The sequence below is a fragment of the Amycolatopsis sp. NPDC052450 genome (genome assembly GCF_044547565.1).
Classification (GTDB): domain Bacteria; phylum Actinomycetota; class Actinomycetes; order Mycobacteriales; family Pseudonocardiaceae; genus Amycolatopsis.
Genome location: NZ_JBIUAQ010000018.1, coordinates 84,428 through 106,194, shown reverse-complemented (window position 1 = coordinate 106,194; position 21,767 = coordinate 84,428). Strand labels below are relative to the sequence as shown.

Genomic DNA, 21,767 nt, shown 5'->3' with positions numbered 1-21,767 from the left:
GGTGTTATTCCCGGAACAGGAGGCTGACCGATCGGGTCGCCACTCTTTTCCGCAGTGACGATGAATCATTGAAACGAGTGGAGGCGGGAATGGCGGGACGACTGCGGATTTCGTCGGCGGCGGGACGGGGGCGACGATGACCGGGATCTCGTGGGCGCGTGTGCCGGGAAGCAGGACGGCGGAGCGATGGCTGACCAGGACGGGGTGCCGCCGGGTGCTCGCGGTGGTGCCGCATATGACGGCCGGTACCCGGCTGGCGGACGTACTGCCGCTCTTGGAGGCGGACGCCCGGGTGCAGATCGCCTTCACCACGCCCGACGGCCCGGACACGTGGCCAGGGGTCGACGAGTATCTGCGTCGTTCGGGCGGTCTCGTCCTGCCGTGGCACCAGGCGTCGCGGATGCGCTTCGACCTGGCCCTCGCGTCCAGTCATGTGGGCATCGACGAACTGGAGGCGCCGGTGCTGGTGCTGCCGCACGGCACCGGCGGGATCCGGTCGCGGGTCAGTCCGCACGGGACGGGGATCGCGGGACATCCCAGGGATCTGCTCGTCCGCGACGGCCGGGTGGTGCCGGAAGCGATGGTGTTCGCGCACGAGGACGACGCCAGGCGGATGTGCCGGGCTTTTCCCGAGGCCGCTTCGCGGGTCGTCGTCGCCGGCGACGTCTGCTACGACAGGCTCCGGGCGAGCATGCCGCTGCGGCTGAGGTATCGGGACTCGGCCGGAATCGAGGCGGACCGGAAACTGGTGATGATCAGTTCGACCTGGTCCCCGCATTCCCTGTTCGGCGGGAACCTGGACCTGATCACCCGGCTGGCCTCGGTGCTGCGAGGTCCAGAGTACCGGGTGATGGTGGCTCTGCACCCGTTGACGTGGTCGGCCCACGGGACGCGCCAGGTGCGTGCGTGGCTCGCCGAGGCGCTCGAAGCCGGGATCCGGCTCCTGCCGCCGGAGGAAGGCTGGCGGGCCGCGCTGGTGGCGTCGGACTGCGTGATCGGCGACCACGGCTCGGTGACGCAGTACGCGGCGGGGCTGGGGAAGCCGGTCCTGCTCAATCCCGGCTCCGTACTCGACGTCCGGAAGGGGAGTCTCGCCGACCTGCTCTGGAAGTCCGCGTCCGTTCTCGACCCCGCGCGGTCCTTGCGAGGGCAGGTGGACGAACTCATCACCGGCGGTTCGCGGCGTACGGCCATCGGGAAACGGATCACCTCGATGCCGGGGGAGGCGGCGGCGCGACTGCGCGAGGAGATCTACCGGATCCTCGCGATGCCCGAGCCGGACCGCCCGGCCGAGGTCACGCCGGTTCCGCTGCTCACCCGAGAATGGCCGGAGAGATGAGGGCGCGGGTGCGCGGCGCCGTCGTCGAGGTGCGGTGGACCGACGAATACGGGCTGCCGGACCACGTGCTGGTCGCCTGGGCGGGCAAGACGCCCGAAGCCTGGCTGCGCCGCGCGGATCTGATCATCTGCTCCGCCGCGCCGGACGACGTCCTGAGCGCGTTGCCCGGGGCGCTGGCGGTCATCGCCGGGGATTCGGTCCGGTTCCGGGACCACCGGTTCGTCGCCGGCCCGGCCGGGTCCGGGATCGACGGCTGGCCCCGCTATTCCGGCGGCGGCGCGGAGGAGCTTTCGGTGTCGTCCGCGATCGCCGCGATCCGCGCTTCCACCCGATGTGCCTTGAGGTCCCTCGAACGACGGTAGATCTCCAGCGCCCGCTGGAGATGGGTGCGGGCCGCGTGGGTGTCGCCCTCGCGCAGCCCGCATTCCGCGAGGCTTTCGAGTGCTTCGGCGTAATACGGATCGGCGCCGGAACGGTGCAAGGTCGCCGCCGCTTCTTGCAGCAGCCGGGAGGCTTCGCCGACCCGGCCCAGGGTGAGGTGGGCGTTGCCGAGCCGGGTCTGTGCCCGTGCGTGGAGGACGACGTCGCCGATCGCCAGTGCTTCGGCGGCGGAGCGCTCCAGGTGACCGATCGCCTCCTGCGTCCGCCCCAAAGCCGCGCTGGCTTCTCCTATCCGTCTCAGATGCAGCACCACACCGCGGCGCTGTCCCGCTCGTTCCGCGAGCCGCAGGGCGCGGGTGAAGTACTCCAGCGCCCGCTGGTGGTCTCCGGTGCTTTGCGCGACGACGCCGAGGTGCTCCCACGCGGTCGCCTCACCGGCCGGGTCGTCGATCGTTCGCGAAGCCTCCATGGCGGCCGCGAACTGTGTCCGCGCGTCTTCGAACTTCTCGGTGTTGAGGTAGGCGTAGCCGAGCTGGATGTGCATGCGCGCTTCCGCGGCGGGATCCGCGCAGTGCCGCGCGGCGTCCACCGCCCATTTGTGCGTCTTCTCCCACTGGCGATAATGCTTGCGGTAGAGGAAGAAACCCCACAGGCCCTCGCAGAACTGCCAGACTTCCTGCCACCAGCCCTCTTCGACGGCGGTGTGCATGGTCGCGACGACGTTCGCGAGTTCCTGCTCCACCCAGTCCAAGGCGCCCCGGGAATCGGGGAACCGTGACGGCCGCGCGTGTTCGTGGCGCGGGCTGAGCCGATGGCGGTGCGGGATGATGGCGAGATCGGCTTCGGCGACGTGATCGAGATACCAGTCCAGCATTCTCCGCAGCGCGTCGGATCGGGTCGACTGGTCCTCCGTCTTGGCCGCCTTCTGGCGCGCGTGCACCCGCGTCAGATCGTGGAACTGGAACCGGTCGGGCCCGATGTCGGTCAGCAGGCTCGAAACGACCAGGGAGTCCAGCGCGTCCTCGGTCTCGGTCGCGGGACGGTCGATCGCGGCCGCGGCGAGACCGAGACCGAACTCGCGGCCGGGATGGAGACCGAGCAGGCGGTAGACCCGCGCCGTCTCCGCGTCCAATTCGTCGAAGGAAAGGTCGAAACTCGCCTGCACGACCGCTTCGTCGGCGATCTTGAGGCCCGAAAGACGGCGTTTCTCGTCGGAAAGCACGCCCACCAAACGGGAAATCGGCCATTGAGGCCGCGTCGAGAGCCGAGCGGCCGCCACGCACAGGGCGATCGGCATACCGCCGCAGAGGGAGACCAATTCCCGGGCGCGTTCGGGTTCTGTCGTGACACGGTGCGTTCCCACGGTTCTTTCCAGCAGCCGCAAACCCGCGTCCTCGTCGAGCGGGGAGACGACGAGCGCCCGCGCGCCGTCCATGGCCAGTGCGCCGAGCCGCCATCGGCTGGTCACGACGACGACGCTGTCCGGCGACGCGGGCAGCAGCGGCCGGACCTGCGCGGCGGAATCCGCGTCGTCGGCGAGGACGGCGAACCTCTTGCCCGCGGTGACCGACCGGTACATGGCCGCCTGTTCCGCCATCTCGGCGGGCACCTGCTCCGCGGGCACGCCGAGCGCGCGGAGAAAGCCGCCGAGCACGTCGTCGGGAGTCGTCGGCCCGTCGGCGCTGAAGGCCCCCAGATTCACGTAAAGCTGGCCATCGGGAAAACGGTCGACGTGATTCGTGATCCAGCGTGACGCGAGCGCCGTCTTCCCCATTCCGCCGGATCCGGTGATCACCGCCAGCGCCGGCCCTTGCCGCTGGTCGTCGTCGAGCAACCGGGTCAGCGCGGTCAGTTCCCGTTCCCGGTCGGTGAACGACGAGGACACCGGAAGCAATTGCCGCGGAATGACCGGCTTGACCCCCTGTTGGAGGAAGATGTCGCCGTGAACGGCGCCGACCTGTACCGCGGTTCCGGAGACGTCTCCGGTTATCCTGTTCTCGCGTCTGTCACCTGAGTCCATTCCGAGCAGCACCCCCTGCACCGAGTCTGGTCACACGAGGCCCGCCGCGGTACCGCTTTCACAGCTAAGCTGAATGTGATGTCCACTACTGGATCGGCGCGAATCGGGTTTTTGTCGAGCTATCAACCGGGTACAAAGCACGGCGGGTATTGCACTCCGTGCCAAGGGCCACCCGAACGGTGTAGGTAATCGCCTGGTGTGGTGTGGATCGGCGCTGCGAGGGCGTGCTCCCTGACTTACGCTCGAACGAGCCGAAGACGGGAGCCGGGAATGACCACGATGCCAGGACGACTCCGCGCGCCGCTGGCGTTCCTTCCGTTCCTGGTCGCGGTCGCGGTGGTCGCGCTCGTCGGCGGCCTGGCCGCGTCCGGTGCCCGCTCTGTCTACAGTGGACTGACGCTGCCGCCGTTCGCGCCGCCCGCCTGGCTGTTCGGTCCGGTGTGGACGGTCCTGTACCTCGGGATCGCGGTGGCGGGCTGGCTGTACTGGAAATCCGGCGGAGAACGGCGCGGACTGGTCTGGTACGCGGCGCAACTGGTCCTCAACGCCGCCTGGACACCGTTGTTCTTCGCCGCCGGCGCGTACGGCCTCGCACTGGCCGACATCCTCGTGCTCGACGCCGCCATCGTCGTCACCGCGCTGTACTTCCGCCGGTCTTCCCGGGTTTCCGCCGCGTTGCTGCTGCCGTACCTCGCCTGGACGCTGTACGCGACCGCGCTCACCGTCGCGATCGTCGTGCTCAACTGACGCCGATCGGCAGGGTGGCGGCCACCCCTTTGGCGTGCCTGCCGTCGAGCCGGTCCAAGGTCACCCCGCCCCGGCGTGCGGCGAGTTCCAGGTCCCGCGCCGCGTGTTCCACCGGATGGGCACCCGCGGCGGCGATCCGGATCGCCGCGCTGACCCTGGGTTCGGAATCGGCGGCACCACGACGGGCGGTCACGGCGAGGGTCACCGCGGCGCCGGGCGCGGCGGCGAGCAGACGGCGCGTCAGATCCGCCGCGTGCGCCGGTGAAAGCGCGTCCCAGCCGTCGAGGTGGAAGGTCGCCTGGCAGATCGGGCCGCTGTGCCAGAACCGCCAGTCCTCCCGGATCCGCGCCCGGCCCGCCGTGACGTGCGCCAGCGACGCGAGCGCTCCGAGGACCTCGTTTTCGGCGAGCGCCCGCACCGGGAGCCCGTCGCGCCGCAGCTGCCGCCGTACGCGCCGGATCGTGTTCCCGAGAGCCTGCCGCACGTCGGCGTCCCGGTGGACGTCGACGGTGCGCAGCGCCTGCAGCGCGACCCAGCCGCGCGGCGGCCGTGAGCGATCCGCGCCGACGTGGTGGATGACCTGCGCGGCGACGTCCATGGCCTGTTCCCGCGACGGCGGCAGCAAAGTCAGCGGCGACGGCATCGGCCGCTCACGGACGGCCGACTTCGGTTGCAGTACAGCGGTGATCCCGCCGGCGCGGCTGACCATGAACACCGTCTCGTCGCCGATCTCGCCGGTGATCCCCGTCGCTTCCGGCGACAGCAGGCGCAGCAGCGCCCGGCCCGCCTCGCCCGCGTTCCGGAGATCCCGGTCGCGGTCGCGCGTCAGGTAACCCGACGCCGAACCGAGCCACGAGTAGAGCCAGCGTCCGCGGATCCGCACGGCGGTCAGCGCGAGGACCACCACGGCGGCGGTGAGCACCGCGGCCACCAGCGGCCAGGGCCGCCCCGCCACCAGGACGAGCGCGACGAGGACGAGTTGCCAGCAGACGATCTGCGCGATCCCGATCCCGCCGAACCGGCGCGGCCGGCGTCCCGTGACGGGCACCGGCTGAATCGGCCGCGGCGGGCCGGGCGCCGGAGCGGGAACGGGCACCGCCGCGGCCCAGCGCGGCTGCTGCTCCGCCTGGCGAGCGGCGGTGAGCGCGGCCAGCGCCGCCTCACGTGCGGCCGCCCGCGCGGCAGGCGCCGCGTAGGCAAGCGAGTCGGATATGGCCGCGGTCCGCGGTACGGCAGCCCCCGCTTGGGGAAGCGGCGGAGGCGGCGCCTGGTACCGCCCGCCCGTCCTGGCCGCGCCGAGATCGGTCATCGTCGTGCCTCCTCAGAGTCCGTTGGTGAACCCGCGTCCGCGATCGACGTCGGCAGGGCGCTGCCTGGTCTTCCACGCCGCGGTGGCGGTCGAGGCGCCCTGCCACCGCGATAGCGGGGCCTGCGGCCGGGCGGGTTCACGCGTCTGGTGTCTTTCGATCCCATCTCAGCTCCGCCGACCGGCACTCAAGCCGTGTGCGCCTCAGCCTGCCGGGCGAACATGAGGTTTCGATGACAAGCGGGCGCGAGCCCGATACAGGCTGTTTCATCGAAATTTCATGGTCGCTCTCTAGCTTGATCGCGTGAACACCGACGAGCGCGGCACGAACCGGTTCAGCGTGGTGGCCAGAACGAGGATGGCCGTGGCGCTGGTGGTCGCGGGCTGCCTGGCGCTGGTCGGCCTGGCCGTCACCGGACAGGCGTCGACCCCGGAACGGCTGGAGTTCGTCCAGGTCGGCCACTGGGTCTACAACGACGCCGCCCAGTCCGCGTTCCACGTCGACGGTTCGACGAACCGGGTCGACGCGCGCGCGGACGTGCCCGGCGCCGCGAACGGCAGCCAGGTCCTGCAAGGCGACGATTCCGGTTACGTGGTCGAGCGGAACCGCATCACGCAGTTCGACAAGGCGACGCTGAGCGTCGAGGAGTCCACGCCGCCGCCCGCGCCGGAAACCCCGTTCGTGATGGAGATCGCGGGCGGTCCGTACCTGGTCTACCGCAACGCCGGCCAGATCGTGCGGCTCGGTGACCCGGCCGCGACGGTGCCCGCAGGGGGGCCACTGTCCCGGCCGGTCGCGACGAACGACGGCACGGTGTGGGCGCATCGCGTCGACAACGGCGCGATCTGCGAGCTGCCCAAGGGCGCCGCCGTCATGACCTGCCCCGCCCAGCTCCCGCCGGGGCACGGCGGCGGGCTGACCCTGGTCGGCGACCGGCCGGTCGTGCTCGACACCACCGGCGACAGCCTCCACCGCGTCGGCCTGGACGGCCTCGGCGAAGCCCTTCCCCTCGGCATCAAGCTCTCGCCGTCGGCGCAGGTCGCCAACAGCGCCGTCGGCGACCGGCTGGCCATCGCCGACCCGGAGCGCAACCAGCTGCACCTCATCGACATCAGCGGACTCGACCAGGACCGCCCCTCCGCGAAGCCGATTTCGGTCGAGCTGACCAAGGGCAGCCGGTTCAACGGCCCGCTCTCGTCGTCGAACGTCGTCGCCATGGTCGACGAGACTCGAGGCGAGGTGCTGACCTACGACGTCGCCGGCAAGCTCAAGTCCACCGCGAAGGTGCCGGGCCAGGGAACGGCACCGAGGCTCGCCAAGGGCGAGGACAACCGGATCTACGTCGACAGTTCCGACGGCTCGCACGTGCTGGTCGTCAACGGCGACGACGGCTCGGTGGTCGACGTCGACGTCGACAAGGCGGCCAACAGCCAGACCGCGGGCGCGCCGTCGGCCGAACCGGAACCGTCCGGCGACCAGCCCCCGCCGCAGCGGGAACAGCGACAGCAGGCACCTCCGAACACCCAGCAGGCGCCCCCGCCGGTGGCGAGGGCGACTCCGCCCGGGGCGCCGCGCAAGGTGAGCGCGTCGTCCGGGGACGGCTCGATCAAGGTCTCGTGGAGCCCGGCCGCGGACAACGGCGCGCGGATCACCGGCTACCGGCTGACCTGGACCGGAGGGTCCACCCGGGTCGGCGGATCGTCACGAGGTACGACGATTTCCGGGCTGCGCAACGGAACCCCGTATGTGATCACCGTGATCGCGGAGAACTCGGCGGGGATCGGCCCGGGCGTCAGCGCCAAGGTGGTCACCCCGGGGCCCGCGAACCGGCCCGCCGGGGCGCCGGTCGTCACCGCGAACGCCACCGCGGCCGGGAAGGTGTCGGTCAGCTGGACCCAGCCCGACCTGCGCGGCGGCACGCTGGTGCACTACCTGGTGAGCGTGACGGGCCAAGGCCAGCGCACGGTCACGGCCACGTCCGCGGAATTCACCGGGGTCACCGGCGCCGCGACCGTCACGGTCCGCGCGGTCACGAAGTTCGGTTCCGGGGCCAATCTGACCGGGGCCACCGGCAGCAGGAAGGTCACGGTGCCGGTCGTCTCCGGACCGCCGACGATCACGATCACCCAGGTGCGGGGCAAGGACAACACGCTGTTCGTTTCCGTGAACGCCAACGGAAAGGGTGCTCCGGCGACCTGCACGGCGGAGTTCTTCGCCGAGACGAAGCCAGTGGCTTGTTCCGGAGCGACGACCTTGACCATCCCCAGCGTCGCCTGGGTCGGCTCCATCACGATCACCGCGACCATCAAGACCTCCGCGGGCACCGCCACGGACTCGTGGAGAGGGGTCCCCACGGTGTCCGGTGGCGCACTGTTCTGGCTCGGCCCGCTGGCACTGGTCGGCTTGCGCCGACGAAAGGAAAAGGAACTTCTGTGACGCTCACACCCAGGGTCGCCTTCGAGCAGATCGCCGAGAACGTGCAATCGGTGGTGCGCGGCAAACCGGAGGTCGTCCGGCTCACCGTGGCGGCGCTGTTCGCCGAAGGGCACCTGCTGATGGAGGACGTGCCCGGCGTCGGGAAGACGACGATCGCGCGCTGCCTCGCCGCCAGCATCGGCGGCCGGTGGAACCGCATCCAGTTCACCCCGGACCTGCTCCCCGGCGACATCACCGGCGTGATGGTCTACCACCAGAACAACGAGCGGTTCCAGTTCCACCCCGGCGGCATCTTCGCCAACGTGGTGCTGGCGGACGAGATCAACCGGGGCACGCCGAAGACGCAGGCCGCGCTGCTGGAGGTGATGGCCGAACGCCGCGTCACCGTGGATTCGGTCGGCCAGGCGGTGCCGCGGCCGTTCCTCGTGGTGGCCACGCAGAACCCGATCGAACTGGAGGGCACCTACCGGCTGCCCGAAGCGCAGCTGGACCGGTTCCTCATGCGCATTTCGGTCGGTTACCCGGATCTGGAATCCGAGATGCGCGTGGTGATGGGGGACTGCGCGGGCGTGACACCGGACGAGCTGAAGCCGGTGCTGACCATCGCCGACGTCCAGTCCGTCATCGACGAGGTCCGGAAGTCCCATCTGGCACCGGAGATCGTCAACTACGCGGTGCGGCTTGCCGCGGCGAGCCGTTCGCATCCGGACGTCCGCTACGGTGCCAGCCCGCGTGGCAGCATCGCGCTGATCCGGGCCGCACAGGGGCTCGCCGCCACCTTCGGCCGCGACTTCGTCACCCCGGACGACGTCAAGGACGTCGCGCATCCGGTGCTCGACCACCGGCTCGTGCTGAGCCCCGACGCGGAACTCAACCAGCGCCGGACCGCCGACATCGTCGACGAACTCCTGGGCGCGACGGCCGCTCCCATGGCCGCGATGGGGAGGTAGGCGTGCGGCTCACCCGCCGCGGCGTCATCGTGCTGGCCTTCGCCGCCGGGTTCTACGCCCTCGGCGAACTGGCCGGGTACACGTTTTTCCGTGCCTTCGCCGGGATCGCGGCGGGCGCGGTGCTGATCGCGTTGGCCACCACCAGATTCCGGCCCCGGGTGGAGATCGGCCGCACCGTCCAGCCGGACAGGGTCGAGCGCGGGAAACCCGCGCTGGCCTCGCTCGTCGTACGCAACACCGGTGCGCGGCGGCACGGCGGTTTCGCCGCCGGCGACGGGATCGGGAGCGAAACGCATCGCCTGCGGGTCCGCCCGCTCGCGCCCGGCGCGGAAGCGACGTACCACTACGAACTGCCGACGACGACCCGCGGGAAACTGCGGGTCGGCCCGCTCGTGGTGCACCGGCCCGACCTGTTCGACCTCGCGCGCGGCGACCAGACCGTCGGCGGTACCGCGTGGTTGTGGGTGCATCCGCGACGGCATTCGGTGCGCGCGGCGCAGGCGGGCCATCCACGCCACCACCACGAAGGCCCGATCACCGACCCGCCGCTGCGTGGTTCGGCGGATCTGCGCGCGGTGCGGGAGTACGTCATGGGTGACGAGGTCCGGCATCTGCACTGGAAGGCGACGGCCAGGACCGGACGGCTCATGGTGCGCGAGTACGCCGACCCCGCCCAGCCCCGGTTCACCGCGGTGCTCGACACGCGGCCCGCGTCGATGAGCCCGGCCGTTTTCGAAGAGGCCGTCGAGGTGGCGGCGTCGCTGTTCTACGCGTCGGCGTCGGCGGGACAGCACTGCCGTCTGATCACCGCCGCCGGCGCGGACACGCTGACCGACAGCGGCGTGCGCGCGGCGAGGACGTTGCTGGACGAACTCGCGCTCGTCACCCAGGACGCGGCGGACGACGCGCCGCTGCTGCCCTCGGTGCTGGCGGCCGCCGAACGCCCCGGCGGAGTGCTGGTGGTGATCACCGGTCCGGACGCCGATCTCGGCCACGCGGCCCGCTGGCGGCCCGACACCGTGGTCCGGCTCGGCGACCTCAGGCCGTCGGCGGGGTCCGGCGGCGTGATCATCGCGGTCGACGCCGCCGGTGCGGCCGCCCAATGGAATTCCTTGGTGGCGAAGGCATGAGCGCCGGATTCGATCGGATCGCGGTCGCCGGGCTGCTCGGTGCGACGGGCGTCGCCGGACTGTTGTTCGCGCCCGTGTTCGGCTGGGCGCCGCTGCTCGTCCCGGTGCTCGTCGTCGTCCTCGTCGGCTACGGCTGCGCCGAGCTGACCGCGAAGTTCCCGAAACTCGTGCCCTACCGCCCTTTGCTCGTCGCGCTGTTCGGCCTGCTCGGGTTGATCGAGACGGTCCTGGCCTCGACCACGTTCGCGTTCCTTCCCACGGGCGCCTCTTTGCAAGGGATCGCGCGCGGCTTCACCGAAGGCTGGCAGCTCACCCTCCAGTCCACTTGGCCCGCGCGGCCGATCCCCGAACAGCTGCTGTTCGTCCCGCTGTCGGTGCTGCTCGCCGTGGTGCTCGGGCTGGAACTGGTGCTGCGGCTCAAGAAGCCGCTGGTCGCGCTCGTGCCGAGCCTGGCCGTCGCCGGGCTCGCGCAGGCGTATCAGGCGTTGACGGGTGTCGTCGCGGTGGCGGCGGCGCTCGGATACGCGCTGGCCGCCGGGCTCGTGCTGTGGTCGGGGCGCCGCGTCCGGTCCGTCAGCCGGGCACCCGGCGTGCCGCGGTCCTGGCGCGTGACGGGATCGGCGATCTGGCCCGCACTGTCCACTGTGGTCGCACTTGTCGCCGGGGCGGTCGCGTTCGCCGGGCTCGATCCGGTCGGCCGCGATCCGTTGACGCTCAAGGACACCCAGGCCGCGCCGCCGCCGCGCGGCAGGCTCGGCAACCCGCTGGACGAGATCGCCCAGCGGCTCATCCGGCCCGACGAGGAGGTGTTCCGCTACCGCGGTGACACCCCGGTCGAGCAGTGGCGGCTGATCGTGCTGCCCGGTTTCGACGGCGTGAACTGGCTGCCCGATTCCCGGTTCCAGCGGCTCGGCGCGGGCCTCGACGGCGCTCCCGGTGGCACGGGTGGCACCGCCGAACTGAAAGTGCGCGGACTCTCTGGGCCTTGGCTGCCGAGCCATCAGGGACTGACCGGTGTAGACGGTGTGACGCCGCTGGTGGACCAGGCCGCGGGCACCCTGATGCTGGAATCGCCGTCGGCGGACCGAGAACGGAACTACCGGCTCAGCTGGTCTTCGCCCGAGGTCGATCTCGGTTCGGGCGAGGTCGACGCGCGGGCCCCTGGCGGTCTCGGCGGACTAGGCGCGGTGCCGCCGGACGTCGAGCAGGTGGCCAAGGACGCCGTACGCGGTCTGCGCCCGACGTTCCAGACCGCGTTGCAGCTGGAACGCTTCCTCAGCACGAACTATCAGGTCGCGGCGGGTACCGACGAACTGCCGACCGGGCACGGCTGGCCGCAGCTGCGGCACTTCCTGCTGGAGAGCAAGCGGGGGACGAGCGAGCAGTTCGCCGCCGCGTACGTGGCGCTGGCGCGGATGAACGGCATCCCGGCCCGGCTCGTCGTCGGGTTCCGCGGTCCGGCCGAGACCGACGGCGGGATGCACGTCGTCCGCAACCGCGACGTCCTGGCGTGGCCCGAAGTCGCGGTCGCCGGGGCGGGCTGGGTGGCGCTCGACCCGACCGGCAAGGCGGGCAAGGCCGCACAGAGTTCGGCAGGACCCGGCAAAGCCGTCGCCAAGGCGAGGGCTCAGCTGCCAGCCGAACAGCAACTGCGGCCGCCTCAGCTCCCGCCGGGAACGCCGTCGGAGAACGCCGAGGACCAGACCGCCGACGCGGGTGCGAGCCGATGGTGGATCGCCGTCGCCGCCGGGATCGTCCTTTTCGGACTCATGTGGCTCTTCGGGGTTCCGGCCGCGAAGGTCTTCCGTGCACGACGGCGACGCCGCCGCTCCGGTGCCGAAGGGGTGCTCGGCGCCTGGGACGAGATCCGCGACCGGTTGCGCGCGCACGGCGTGCCGTTCCGGATCGGGATGACCCCGCGCGATCTCGCCGAATCGGCCGGATCGCTCGCCGGAGACGGGATCCGCGAGCCGGTCGCCCGGCTGGCCAAGGTGCTGGACGTGACGCTGTGGTCCGGCGTCCCGGTGGGCGACGGCGCCGTCCGGCGGGCGTGGCAGGAGGTCGGCGAGGTACGCCGGGGCCTGGCCACCAGACCGTTCGCGGCTCGGGTGCTGGCGGCACTCGAGCCGCGGACCCTGGTGCCGATCAAGTCCCGCGAAGGCCACTGAAGAATCACGCGAGTTCCGTCCCCAATCACGCGAGTTCCGCCGTTCCGGCGAGCGCGGATGGCGGTCTCGCGTGATCGGACGGACGACACGCGTGCTTGGACGGACGACACGCGTGTCGGGAGGGACGACACGCGTGTTCAGACGGACGACTCGAGGCGGAGGCCGGTCGCGCGTGTGCCGTCCATCCAGTCACGCGTGTCGTCCGTCTGATCACGTGTGTCGTCCGCTCAGTCACGCGAACCCGCCGATTCGGCACAGGCGAAGTACGTGAAGGACCCCTTCCTGTACCTAGGCGCAAGGAAGGGGTCTTTCATGTACTGGCCGCGGCCAGGTCGCTACGGGTTGCAGCGGGCGCCGCGGATCGCGACCGGTTCGGTGGTGTAGATGTGGCGGCCGTCGGTCGCCCTGAGCTGGAAGCAGTACCGGCGCGCGGGGTCGACCGGGACGTCGAGGCTGCGCTGGCGGTGGGCGACGAGCTGTTTCGTCTCGATGCGCTCGCCCGCCATGATCACGACGAAGTCCAGTTCGCCTTCCGCGGTCCAGGTCAGCTGCACGTGATCGCTCTGGTCCTTCGGCGGCGCGAGGGCCAGCTTCACGTCCGGCGCGGGCGCGGAAACCGGTGAGGGCGGCGGGATCGCGGCCGCCACGGGGAGGGCCTGCCCGCCGATCTCCGCCGGGCCGAGGACCAGCGGCACCACGGCAAGCCCGGCGGCGAGCGCGCCCGCACCTGCCAGCGTGACGGTCTTCCAAGGAAGCTTGCGCTCGGTTTTGAGGGGACCGCTGAACTCCCGGATCAGGGTGCGGCCACCCGGCGGCGGCGCCTGCACCACCTGGACCGGCGCCGGGGCAGCGTGCACCGGCGGCGGCGCGGCGGGCCGGTGTACCTCGGCGAAGTCGTCGAATTCGACGTCGATGGGTTCTTCTTCACTTGGCACGTCGAAGGATTCGCCGGTGACGACCTCGCCGCCGGGCGAGCGCAGCTTCGTGAACAGCCGTGCCAGCGACGCGACGTCGCGCGGGCGGTCGGCCGGTTCCTTGGCCAGCAACCGGAGGATCGTCGCGGACAGTTCCCTCGGGACACCCGTCTCCTTGATCGGCGCCACCGGTTCCCGCAGCACCTGGAGGATCCGCTCGCCGGGCTGCTGCCCGGTGTGCCGGGGAAAGGGCGGTGTGCCGGTCAACGCGGCGTAGAGCACCGCGCCGAGTCCATAAAGGTCGGACGCGGGGGAAAGCGTGTCGTCACGCAGGGTTTCCGGCGCGGTGTACTCGACCGCGTACATCGGATCGCGCGGGAATCGCCGCCGCAGAGCCACGCCGAAGTCGGCGAGCACGAATTCGCCGGACGCGCGGTACAGCACGTTGTGCGGGCTCACCCCGCCGTGCAGGACGTCCGCTCCGTGCGCCGCGGCGAGTGCCGACGCGATCGCGGCGCCGAGGGCGAGCACGTCGGGAACACCCAGCCGCGCACCGGAATCCAGCAGTCCGGCGAGTGAACCGGGACACAGTTCGCGGCGGATGCCGGACCGGCCCGACCGGGTCAGGACGTCGTCGATCTGCAGGACCGACCGCGTCGCCCGCACGGCGGCCAGCGCCTTCCGCTCGCGTTCGAGCCACGCGGAGGTCTCGCGGTCGAAGATTCCGGGGAACATCTTGACCGCGAAGTCGTTACCCGTGACGGGATCCCGGCCCGCGTAGACGGTGGCGATGGGACCCTGGGCGAGTAGCCGCGGTCCGCCGACGCCTGTCTCGATGCTCATGACCTCATTGTCGCGCAAGAAGACCCGATTCGGCGTACTTTCCCGGCGGCAGGTTCCTGCCGCCGGGGCCCGGCGGCCCGTCCGCTGGCCGACCCTTTTCCCATGCAGACTGCCGGCCTGGTCAGGGTCACCATCACCACTCCGCACCGGCGCATCGACATGGCGCTGCCGGAACACGCGTCCGTCGCCGAGATCCTCCCCGGCCTGCTCGCGCGGGCGGGCGAGGGGATGGCCGACGACGGGGTCGCCGGCGGCGGCTGGCAGTTGCGCCGCGCCGACGGATCCGCCTTCGATCCGGACCGGACGCTGGGCGCGCACCGGGTCCGGGACGGGGAGATCCTCCATCTGACGCCGCGCCGCGCCGAATGGCCGGAGCTCGAGTACGACGATCTCGTGGACGCGATCGCCACCGGATCCGGCGGCCGGGCCTGGGGGCCGCGGCATACGCGCCGGGCGGGGCTGGCGGCCGGCGCCGCGGCCGCCCTGTTCGGGTTGGTCGCGGTGGTGCGCGCGGGGCCGCCGTGGACGACGCCGGCGGCGTGGGCGCTCGCCGTTTCCGCGCTGCTCCTGACCGCGGGCGTCCTGCTCGCGCGGGCGCTGCGTGACGCCGGGGCCGGGGCGGTCGTCGCCGCCGTCGCGCTGCCGTTCGCCTTCGCCGGCGGCGGTCTGCTGCTGGCGGGCGACGACCCGATCGGCACGCTGTCCGCCGGTCATCTGCTGCTGGCGAGCGCGGCCCTGCTGCTCGCGGCCGTCGTCGGCCATCTCGGGGTGGTCGCCGCGCCGGAGCTGTTCACCGGGGCGGCCACCGTCGGGCTGCTCGGCGTGCTCGGCGGCTGGCTGGCCACCTTCGACGATCTGGCGGGTTACCGGTCGGCGGCGGTGATCGGCGGCGGCGTGCTCATGCTCTCGACCACGTTCGCTCCGCTGGCGCTGCGGCTCGGCCGGGTGCCGATGCCGGTACTGCCGCGGTCGACCGCGGACCTCGTCCGCGACGATCCCCAGCCACCGCTCGAACTCGTGCACGCCGCCGTGGCCAGAGCGGACGCGTTGCTCACCGGGATGCTGGGCGGCGCGGCGATCGTCGTCGTGTACTGCCAAGTTCAGCTGATCCGCAGCGACAGCGAGGCCGCGGTCGTCCTCGTCGCCCTGCTCGCGGCCGGTTTCCTGGTGCGGGCACGGTTGTACCCGATCCTGCGGCAGCGGGTGCCGCTACTGGTGACCGGGATCTTCGGCGCCGGCTGCCTGCTGGCGGGGCCGCTCATGGCGGATCGCTCGCTGCTGCTCGTCCTCGCCGGCCCGCTGTCCCTGGCGGTGGCCGCGGGCGTGATCGCCTCCGGCGTCGTGCTGAGCACCCGCGCCGCCAACCCGTACCTCGGCAGGATCGCCGAGTACTTCGAGATCCTGCTGACGATCGCCGTCGTCCCGGTGGCGTGTTCGGTGCTCGGCCTGTACGGCTACGTGCGCGGACTGGGGGGCTGAACCGTGGCGTCCAAACGAGATCAACTGCAGGCGTACCAATTCCTGGTCCAGCGCGCCATTTCCGCGCTCGTGACCAGGGAGACCGACCCGGAGCAGCCGCCGTTCCGCCGCCCGTCCGGCGCCGCCTTCGCCGGTGTCGCGCTGGCGATCGTGGCGCTGGCCTGTGTCGGGGTCTACGGGATGATCGTGCCCGGCGGCAACAACGCCTGGCGCAAGAACGCCGCCGTCATCGTGGAGAAGGAGAGCGGGACCCGCTACGTCTATCTCGGCGAACGGCTGCATCCCGTCGCGAACTACGCGTCCGCACTGCTGCTGCTCGGCGAACACGGCACCACGGAACGGGTTTCACGCGACTCCCTCGCCGGAGTCCCGCGAGGGCCCCGCATCGGCATCGCCGACGCGCCGGACGGCTTACCCGGCCCCGGAAAGCTGCTCACCGGATCGTGGTCGCTGTGCTCCGCGCCCGCGAGCGACCTGGCGGGCAGCCGGATCGAGGAGTCGGTGCTGCTGGCGGGCGCCTCGCCTTCGGGCGGCGCGGCACTGGGGGACCAGGCGCTGCTGGTGGAATCGACGTCGACCGGCGACCGGTTCGTCGTATGGCGCGGGCACCGGCACCGGATCAACGACTACGGCGCCGTCGGCACCGGCCTCGCGCTCACCGCCGAGCCGTGGGCGCGGGTCGGCCGGGCATGGCTCGACGTACTCCCGGAAGGCACGCCGATCGGCCCGCTCCCGGTGGCGGCGGCGGGCGAGGTGTCCACCGCGGTGCCGGGCCGGACCGACATCCGGAACGGGATGCTGCTGATGGTGCAGACCTCCGGCGGCGGACAGCAGCACTACCTCGCCGAACGAGACGCCCTGCGGCCCATCACCGAGCTGCAGTACGACGTCCAGCGCGCGAGCGCCCAGATGATGGCCGCCTATCCCGGCACGGAGCCGAAAACCGTGCCGCTGCCGCCCTCGCTGGCGACCATGTCCCGGCAACTGGACCCGGTCCAGGCCGAAGCGGGCTCGGCACCCGCCACCCGTCCGGCCATCGCGCGCCTGCGCGACCAGGACACCACCGTGTGCGCCACCTTCGGCGACGGTTCCATGGCCCCTTCGCTGACCGTCGATCCCACGCTGCCGCCCGCGGACCCGATGTCCACCACCGCCCGCCGGACCGCGTCCGGGACCCCGCTCGCGGACCGCGTCCACGTGCCGCCCGGCAGCGCGATCGTCGTCGAGGCGATGCCTTCGGCACAGGCCCCCGCCGGGACGCTGACCGTCGTGACCGACCTGGGGCGCCGCTATCCGCTGGCTTCACCCGACGTGCTGAAGATGCTCGGCTACCCGTCGGCGCGTCCGGTGCGGCTTCCCGCCGGCCTGGTCGCGCGCCTGCCCGAAGGCCCGAGCCTCGACCCCGCCGCCGCCAGGAAGCAAACGCTGGGCGGCTGAGGCTCCGGTTTTCGACGGGGTCGTGAGTGGCGACTCGGGTTCTAACTCGAATCGCCACTCACGACCCCCCACGCGCGACTCGCGTGCCTGGAGACGGAACTCGCGCACCGCGGTGCGGTCAGGAGCCGCTGACCGGGAACCGCAGTTCGAAGATCGCGCCGCCCTCGTCGGCGTTGTACACCGCGAGCGTGCCGCCGTGCGCCTGCGCGACCCAGCGCACGATCGAGAGCCCGAGCCCGGAAGATCCGCCGGTGCTGGCGAACCGGTCGAACGCCTCGCCCGCCAGCGCGGCGTCGATACCCGGGCCGTGGTCCGCGACGGTCACGGTGCCGCCGGCGACGGTCAGATGCACGAAAGCCTTCGCTCCCGGTTGGCGGCCGTAGCGCACGGCGTTGTCGAGAAGGTTGCCGATGGCCCGTTGCAGCAGCGCGGGATCGGCGTCGACCTTCGTGGGCGCGGCGGTGACGGTGACTTCGGCTCCGTCGGTCGCGGTGTCTTCGACGATGCCCACCACCAGCTGGTCGAGCCAGATCGGCTGGATGCTCAGCTGTTCCACCCCCGCGGCGAGCCGGGCGCGGACGAGCAGGTCGTCGATGATGCCGCCCATTCTCGCGGCGAGGCGGACGGTTCGCGGCAGGAGTTCCGCAGACTGCGCCGGATTGGCCATCGCGGTTTCGGCGAGCGCGCGCAGGGCGGCGACCGGGGTGCGGAGGTCGTGCGCGGTTTCGGCGAGCAGGACCTCTTGCTGCTGCAAGGCCGCGGCCGCGGGCCGGATCGACCGGCCGGACAGCAGATGGCCCGCGAACCCCAGTATCGCGACCAGCAGCACGGTGCCGCCGATCACCAGCAGCGTGAACTGGGTGTGCGCGGCGTCTTCGGTCTCGGTGGACTGCACCGCGACGACGGCCGCGAAGGTCTTGCCGTCACCGTCGCGCAGCGGTTCGGCGCGGACCTTGACCACGTCGCCGTTGGTCGCCTTTTGGTGGCCCTGCACCAGCTTGCCGGTCTTCACCGCTTCGGTGGCGAGCCCGGTCAGCAGTTGCATGCTCATCGGCACGCAGGTCGCCCGCGAAAGATGCGGCTCGAACGCGGGCGCACTGCCGGGCAGGATCGCGAACTGCGGGCAGCGGTCGTTCAGCACGTCGGTGTTGACCAGGCCGAAGCCGACGGTGCCGTCGAATTCGACCAGCCTGCTCACCGACGACGTGACCTGCGTCAGCGCGGCGTCGATCCGTTCCTCGCCCTGGTCACCGTCCTCGTTGATGAGCAGCCACGCGAAGAGCACCAGCCCGAGCGTGTTCATCGCGGTGAACAACGCCGTCAGTGTCCAGCGCAGCCTTCGCAGCTGATCGGCCGAGGAGTGGGTGTTCACCGGGCGCCCAGCCGGTAGCCGAGGCCGCGGACGGCGTGGATCAGTTCGGGCTCCTTCAGCTTGCGGCGCAACCGCTTCACCACCACATCGACCACATTGGACATCGGATCGGCCTGCGCGTCCCAGCAGTGTTCGATCAGATCCGCCCGCTGCACCGGCAGGCCTGCCCTGGTCAGCAGGTATTCGAGCACCGCGTACTCCTTGTTGGTCAACGTGAGCAGCACGCCGGCCCGGCGCACCTCACGCCGTGCGCAATCCATCACCAGGTCTTCGTGCTGCAGCATCGAGGGCCGGTCGAACGCGGAGCGGTGACACAGATTGGTCACCCGCTCGGTCAGCTCGGCCATCACGAACGGCTTCACGAGGTAGTCGTCGCCGCCGTGCTCGAAGCCTGCCACCCGGTCGGCGAGCGCGTCGCGGGCGGTCAGGAACAGCACCGGCGCCCGCCAGCCCAGCTGTCGTCGCATGTGGACGTATTCGATGGCGTCACCGTCCGGCAGCATCCGGTCGAACACCACGCAGTCGTGATGCGTTCCGCGCAGCAGCCGGTCCGTGGTCGCGATGTCGCCGGCTTCGTCGACGGCGAAACCGGCCGAGCGTAGCTGCGTCACCAGCGCGAGCCGCAGATTTTCGTCGTCTTCGACGACCATCACCCGTGTCATCAAAACCTCATGTTCGGACAGCGAAAGTAGACGCGTGCAGTTGCCCCGGCCCACCGTGCCGGCCGTGATGCCCCTGAACGCTAACGCGTCGGGCGCCCACGGCCGCCCGGACGGCGGGGAACTGGCATGAACAGGACGTCGTCGGCGGCACCGCGCCGGGGGAAGAGGGAGGTACCTGCGATGACCGTGCAGACCGGCCAGCTCAGCCTGGTCACGGGAACGGGCCAGGGCGGCGACCGGGCGGGGCTCGGCGAGCTGCTCGCGGAAGCGACCGGCGAGGTGCTCGTGATGAGCACGGGAACGGATACCGCGTTCCAGCGGATCGCGCTCGCGAACGTGCGCCCCGGTGTACGCCACAAGGTGCTTTTCCCCGACTCCGCGCGGATGTCCGGCGCGCTCAACCGGCTGTCGCGGGCCGGGGCCGAGGTGCGGACCGACGCCGAGGTCCCGATGGACGCGCTGGTGATCGACCGGACTTCGGTAGTCCTTCCCGCGGAGGGGAGGCAGGCCGGTTCCGCGGTGTTCCGGCTGCCCGGCGTGGTCACCGCGACGGTGGGCCTGTTCGAGCGGATCTGGCAGGCCGCCGCGCCGCTCGTCCCGCTGGACCTCCCGGAGTCCGAAAACGCTTCGATCCTGACCGGCCGCGAGCAGGAGCTGCTGACACTGCTGTTCTCCGGCACGACCGACGAATCCGCCGCCGCGCGGCTCGGCGTCTCGGTGCGCACGGTGCGGCGGATGGTCGCCGACATCATGAACCGGCTCGGCGCCCGCAGCCGCTTCCAGGCGGGGGCCAAGGCGGTCGACCGCGGCTGGCTGATGGCGAAGGCGGGTTGATGACCACTTCGACCCCCGGCCGCGCCATGCTCGTCGCGCGGCGGCCCGGTGCTTTCCCGACCATCGGCGACGCGCTGCTCGAGGCGTCCGACGGCGCTGTCATCACCATCGACGGCGGTGAATACGCGGAGACCGTCGAAGTGACCGGCCGCCGGGTGACCCTTGCCGCTGCGAAGGGGGCCAGCGTGGTCATCGACGGCCGCGGCGCCGACCGTCCGGTCTTCCGCGCGACCGGCGGAGCGCTTGTGCTGCGGGGGATCGAACTGCTGGCCGACACGTCGTCCGCCGTCGTGGCCGATGACACCGAGCTGGTCATGGACCGCTGCACCGTCTCCGGCGGGCGCGGTCCCGCGGTCCTGCTCCGCGGGACGGTGGCCTTCACCGTGACCGGCTGCGTGATTTCGTCGGCGGAGCAAGGGATCACCGTCGACGGCGCGCCGGGCAGGATCGAGGACACGACCGTCGAGGACGTGACCGGTGACGGGATCACCATCGGGTCCGGCGCCGATCCGGTCATCCGCAACTGCACCGTGACCGGCTGCGGGTTGCGCGGGTTCTACGTCTACCAGTACGCCCGGCCCGTCATCGAGGGCTGCGCGATCTCGAACGCCGGTCACGAAGGCATCGCCGTGGCGCACCACAGTGCTCCCGTGCTGAAGCGGTGCACGGTCAACGAGGTGGGCGGGCCCGGGATCGCGTTCGGCCCTGGCTGCGGGGGTTCCGTCACCGCCTGCCGGGTCGAAAACACCGCCGAACCGGGGATCGCGATCGCGGAGAGCGCGACCGCGATCGTCACGGCGGCGGTGGATCCGGCTGGGCGCGGTACTTCCGGCGACTTCGAGCTCGACGACATGCTCGGCGAACTCGACGCCATGATCGGCCTGCCGGGGGTGAAGGAGGAGGTGCGCGCACTCGTCGACGAACTGCAGGTCAACGAATGGCGCCGCCGGGCGGGGCTGCCGATCGGCGCGGCCGCGCATCACCTCATCTTCGCCGGTGCGCCGGGCACCGGGAAGACCACGGTCGCCCGGATCTACGGCAAACTGCTGAAGGCACTGGGAATCCTGCCGCGGGGTCAGTTCTGTGAGGTCTCGCGCCGGGATCTGGTCGGGCAGTACATCGGGCACACCGCGGAGAAGACCGCCACCGTCTTCGAAAAGGCCAAGGGCGGCGTCCTGTTCATCGACGAGGCGTACACGCTGTCGCGGCTCGCCGGTTCAGGTGGCGACTTCGGCCAGGAGGCGATCGACACCCTGGTCCCGCTGATGGAGGAACATCGCGACGAGGTGGCGGTGATCGTGGCCGGGTACACCGGCGAGATGGTCGACTTCCTCGCCGCCAACCCCGGTCTCGCGTCCCGCTTCGGCAAGACCATCGAGTTCGAGAACTACAGCCCCGGCGAACTGCTCTCCATCTTCGGGCGCATGGTGTCGGCGGGTGACTACGCACTCGATCCCGGCGCCGCCCCGGTGCTGACCGAGTATTTCCGGCTGGTTTCCGGCGACGTCAACTTCGGCAACGCGCGGGACGCGCGCAGGCTGTTCGAAGGAGCGCGCAAGGCGCAGGCGCAGCGGTTACGGCTGCTGGGCCGGATGCCGACCGTCGAGGAACTGCGCGCGTTGCACGTGGCCGACGTGGAGGTCGCGACCACACGCTGACGCCCTGCCGAGCATCGATCGCGGACACGGGTTCACCTAGAGAGGTTGACGGCCCTGCCGAGCGTCGATCGCGGACACGGGTTCACCGAC

General features: G+C 71.3%; 16 protein-coding genes. 11 read left to right on the top strand and 5 right to left on the bottom strand.

The features are described from left to right. Positions 1–136: 136 nt before the first annotated feature. Positions 137–1,339, top strand: coding sequence for a hypothetical protein (locus ACIHAO_RS26925; protein ID WP_396562300.1), 1,203 nt, complete (start codon positions 137–139; stop codon positions 1,337–1,339). After that, the gene (locus tag ACIHAO_RS26920) at positions 1,324–1,701 is read left to right on the top strand and encodes a hypothetical protein (protein ID WP_396562298.1); all 378 of its coding nucleotides are present in this window, start codon (positions 1,324–1,326) and stop codon (positions 1,699–1,701) included. The genes ACIHAO_RS26925 and ACIHAO_RS26920 overlap by 16 nt, the downstream gene beginning before the upstream one ends. Here the strand turns inward: ACIHAO_RS26920 and ACIHAO_RS26915 are convergent. Next, on the bottom strand, positions 1,602–3,740 hold the full coding sequence (locus ACIHAO_RS26915; protein ID WP_396562296.1) for an ATP-binding protein: 2,139 nt from the start codon (positions 3,738–3,740) through the stop codon (positions 1,602–1,604). The genes ACIHAO_RS26920 and ACIHAO_RS26915 overlap by 100 nt on opposite strands. Positions 3,741–4,010: 270 nt before the next feature. Between ACIHAO_RS26915 and ACIHAO_RS26910 the strand changes: the two genes are divergently transcribed. Next, entirely contained in the window at positions 4,011–4,487 is a 477-nt protein-coding gene (locus tag ACIHAO_RS26910; protein WP_396562294.1) for a TspO/MBR family protein, read from the top strand. On the opposite strand, the gene ACIHAO_RS26905 is transcribed toward ACIHAO_RS26910, so the two are convergent. Beyond that, entirely contained in the window at positions 4,480–5,796 is a 1,317-nt protein-coding gene (locus tag ACIHAO_RS26905; protein WP_396562292.1) for a type VII secretion protein EccE, read from the bottom strand. The two genes, ACIHAO_RS26910 and ACIHAO_RS26905, sit on opposite strands and share 8 nt — an antisense overlap. Positions 5,797–6,097: 301 nt before the next feature. Here ACIHAO_RS26905 and ACIHAO_RS26900 point away from each other — a divergent pair, with 301 nt between their 5' ends. The 4 genes from ACIHAO_RS26900 to ACIHAO_RS26885 are packed head-to-tail and all read left to right on the top strand — an operon-like array spanning position 6,098 to position 12,478. Next, positions 6,098–8,230 carry a fibronectin type III domain-containing protein gene (locus tag ACIHAO_RS26900; protein WP_396562290.1) on the top strand — a complete coding sequence of 711 codons (2,133 nt, stop codon included), beginning with the start codon at positions 6,098–6,100 and terminating at the stop codon, positions 8,228–8,230. Beyond that, a complete protein-coding gene (locus ACIHAO_RS26895; RefSeq protein WP_125786723.1) occupies positions 8,227–9,180 on the top strand; it encodes a MoxR family ATPase in 954 nt (317 codons plus the stop codon). The genes ACIHAO_RS26900 and ACIHAO_RS26895 overlap by 4 nt, the downstream gene beginning before the upstream one ends. Positions 9,181–9,182: 2 nt before the next feature. Next, positions 9,183–10,310, top strand: a complete 1,128-nt coding sequence (locus ACIHAO_RS26890) for a DUF58 domain-containing protein (protein WP_396562288.1) — start codon at positions 9,183–9,185, stop codon at positions 10,308–10,310. Next, a complete protein-coding gene (locus tag ACIHAO_RS26885; protein WP_396562286.1) occupies positions 10,307–12,478 on the top strand; it encodes a DUF3488 and DUF4129 domain-containing transglutaminase family protein in 2,172 nt (723 codons plus the stop codon). The genes ACIHAO_RS26890 and ACIHAO_RS26885 overlap by 4 nt, the downstream gene beginning before the upstream one ends. A 335-nt stretch (positions 12,479–12,813) precedes the next feature. On the opposite strand, the gene ACIHAO_RS26880 is transcribed toward ACIHAO_RS26885, so the two are convergent. After that, positions 12,814–14,235, bottom strand: coding sequence for a serine/threonine protein kinase (locus tag ACIHAO_RS26880; RefSeq protein WP_396562284.1), 1,422 nt, complete (start codon positions 14,233–14,235; stop codon positions 12,814–12,816). A 102-nt stretch (positions 14,236–14,337) separates the two neighbouring features. Between ACIHAO_RS26880 and eccD the strand changes: the two genes are divergently transcribed. Next, positions 14,338–15,714 (top strand): type VII secretion integral membrane protein EccD, encoded by a 1,377-nt coding sequence (gene eccD / locus ACIHAO_RS26875; protein WP_396562282.1) that lies wholly within the window; start codon positions 14,338–14,340, stop codon positions 15,712–15,714. A gap of 3 nt (positions 15,715–15,717) precedes the next feature. Continuing rightward, positions 15,718–17,151, top strand: coding sequence for a type VII secretion protein EccB (gene eccB / locus ACIHAO_RS26870; protein ID WP_396562280.1), 1,434 nt, complete (start codon positions 15,718–15,720; stop codon positions 17,149–17,151). Positions 17,152–17,269: 118 nt separating this feature from the next. On the opposite strand, the gene ACIHAO_RS26865 is transcribed toward eccB, so the two are convergent. Then, positions 17,270–18,523, bottom strand: coding sequence for a sensor histidine kinase (locus tag ACIHAO_RS26865; RefSeq protein WP_396562278.1), 1,254 nt, complete (start codon positions 18,521–18,523; stop codon positions 17,270–17,272). Then, positions 18,520–19,185, bottom strand: coding sequence for a response regulator transcription factor (locus ACIHAO_RS26860; protein ID WP_396562276.1), 666 nt, complete (start codon positions 19,183–19,185; stop codon positions 18,520–18,522). Before ACIHAO_RS26860 ends, ACIHAO_RS26865 begins: the two co-directional genes overlap by 4 nt. A gap of 180 nt (positions 19,186–19,365) precedes the next feature. On the opposite strand from ACIHAO_RS26860, the gene ACIHAO_RS26855 reads away from it, so the two are divergent. Then, positions 19,366–20,019 (top strand): LuxR C-terminal-related transcriptional regulator, encoded by a 654-nt coding sequence (locus ACIHAO_RS26855; RefSeq protein WP_396562274.1) that lies wholly within the window; start codon positions 19,366–19,368, stop codon positions 20,017–20,019. After that, entirely contained in the window at positions 20,019–21,677 is a 1,659-nt protein-coding gene (locus ACIHAO_RS26850) for a right-handed parallel beta-helix repeat-containing protein (protein ID WP_396562272.1), read from the top strand. Before ACIHAO_RS26855 ends, ACIHAO_RS26850 begins: the two co-directional genes overlap by 1 nt. Positions 21,678–21,767: the final 90 nt, after the last annotated feature.

Coding starts and splice junctions, on each gene's coding strand:
- ACIHAO_RS26925 (WP_396562300.1), top strand. CDS start 137: ATGACCGGGATCTCGTGGGCGCGTGTGCCGGGAAGCAGGACGGCGGAG.
- ACIHAO_RS26920 (WP_396562298.1), top strand. CDS start 1,324: ATGGCCGGAGAGATGAGGGCGCGGGTGCGCGGCGCCGTCGTCGAGGTG.
- ACIHAO_RS26915 (WP_396562296.1), bottom strand. CDS start 3,740: ATGGACTCAGGTGACAGACGCGAGAACAGGATAACCGGAGACGTCTCC.
- ACIHAO_RS26910 (WP_396562294.1), top strand. CDS start 4,011: ATGACCACGATGCCAGGACGACTCCGCGCGCCGCTGGCGTTCCTTCCG.
- ACIHAO_RS26905 (WP_396562292.1), bottom strand. CDS start 5,796: ATGACCGATCTCGGCGCGGCCAGGACGGGCGGGCGGTACCAGGCGCCG.
- ACIHAO_RS26885 (WP_396562286.1), top strand. CDS start 10,307: ATGAGCGCCGGATTCGATCGGATCGCGGTCGCCGGGCTGCTCGGTGCG.
- ACIHAO_RS26880 (WP_396562284.1), bottom strand. CDS start 14,235: ATGAGCATCGAGACAGGCGTCGGCGGACCGCGGCTACTCGCCCAGGGT.
- eccD (WP_396562282.1), top strand. CDS start 14,338: ATGCAGACTGCCGGCCTGGTCAGGGTCACCATCACCACTCCGCACCGG.
- ACIHAO_RS26860 (WP_396562276.1), bottom strand. CDS start 19,185: ATGACACGGGTGATGGTCGTCGAAGACGACGAAAATCTGCGGCTCGCG.
- ACIHAO_RS26855 (WP_396562274.1), top strand. CDS start 19,366: ATGACCGTGCAGACCGGCCAGCTCAGCCTGGTCACGGGAACGGGCCAG.
- ACIHAO_RS26850 (WP_396562272.1), top strand. CDS start 20,019: ATGACCACTTCGACCCCCGGCCGCGCCATGCTCGTCGCGCGGCGGCCC.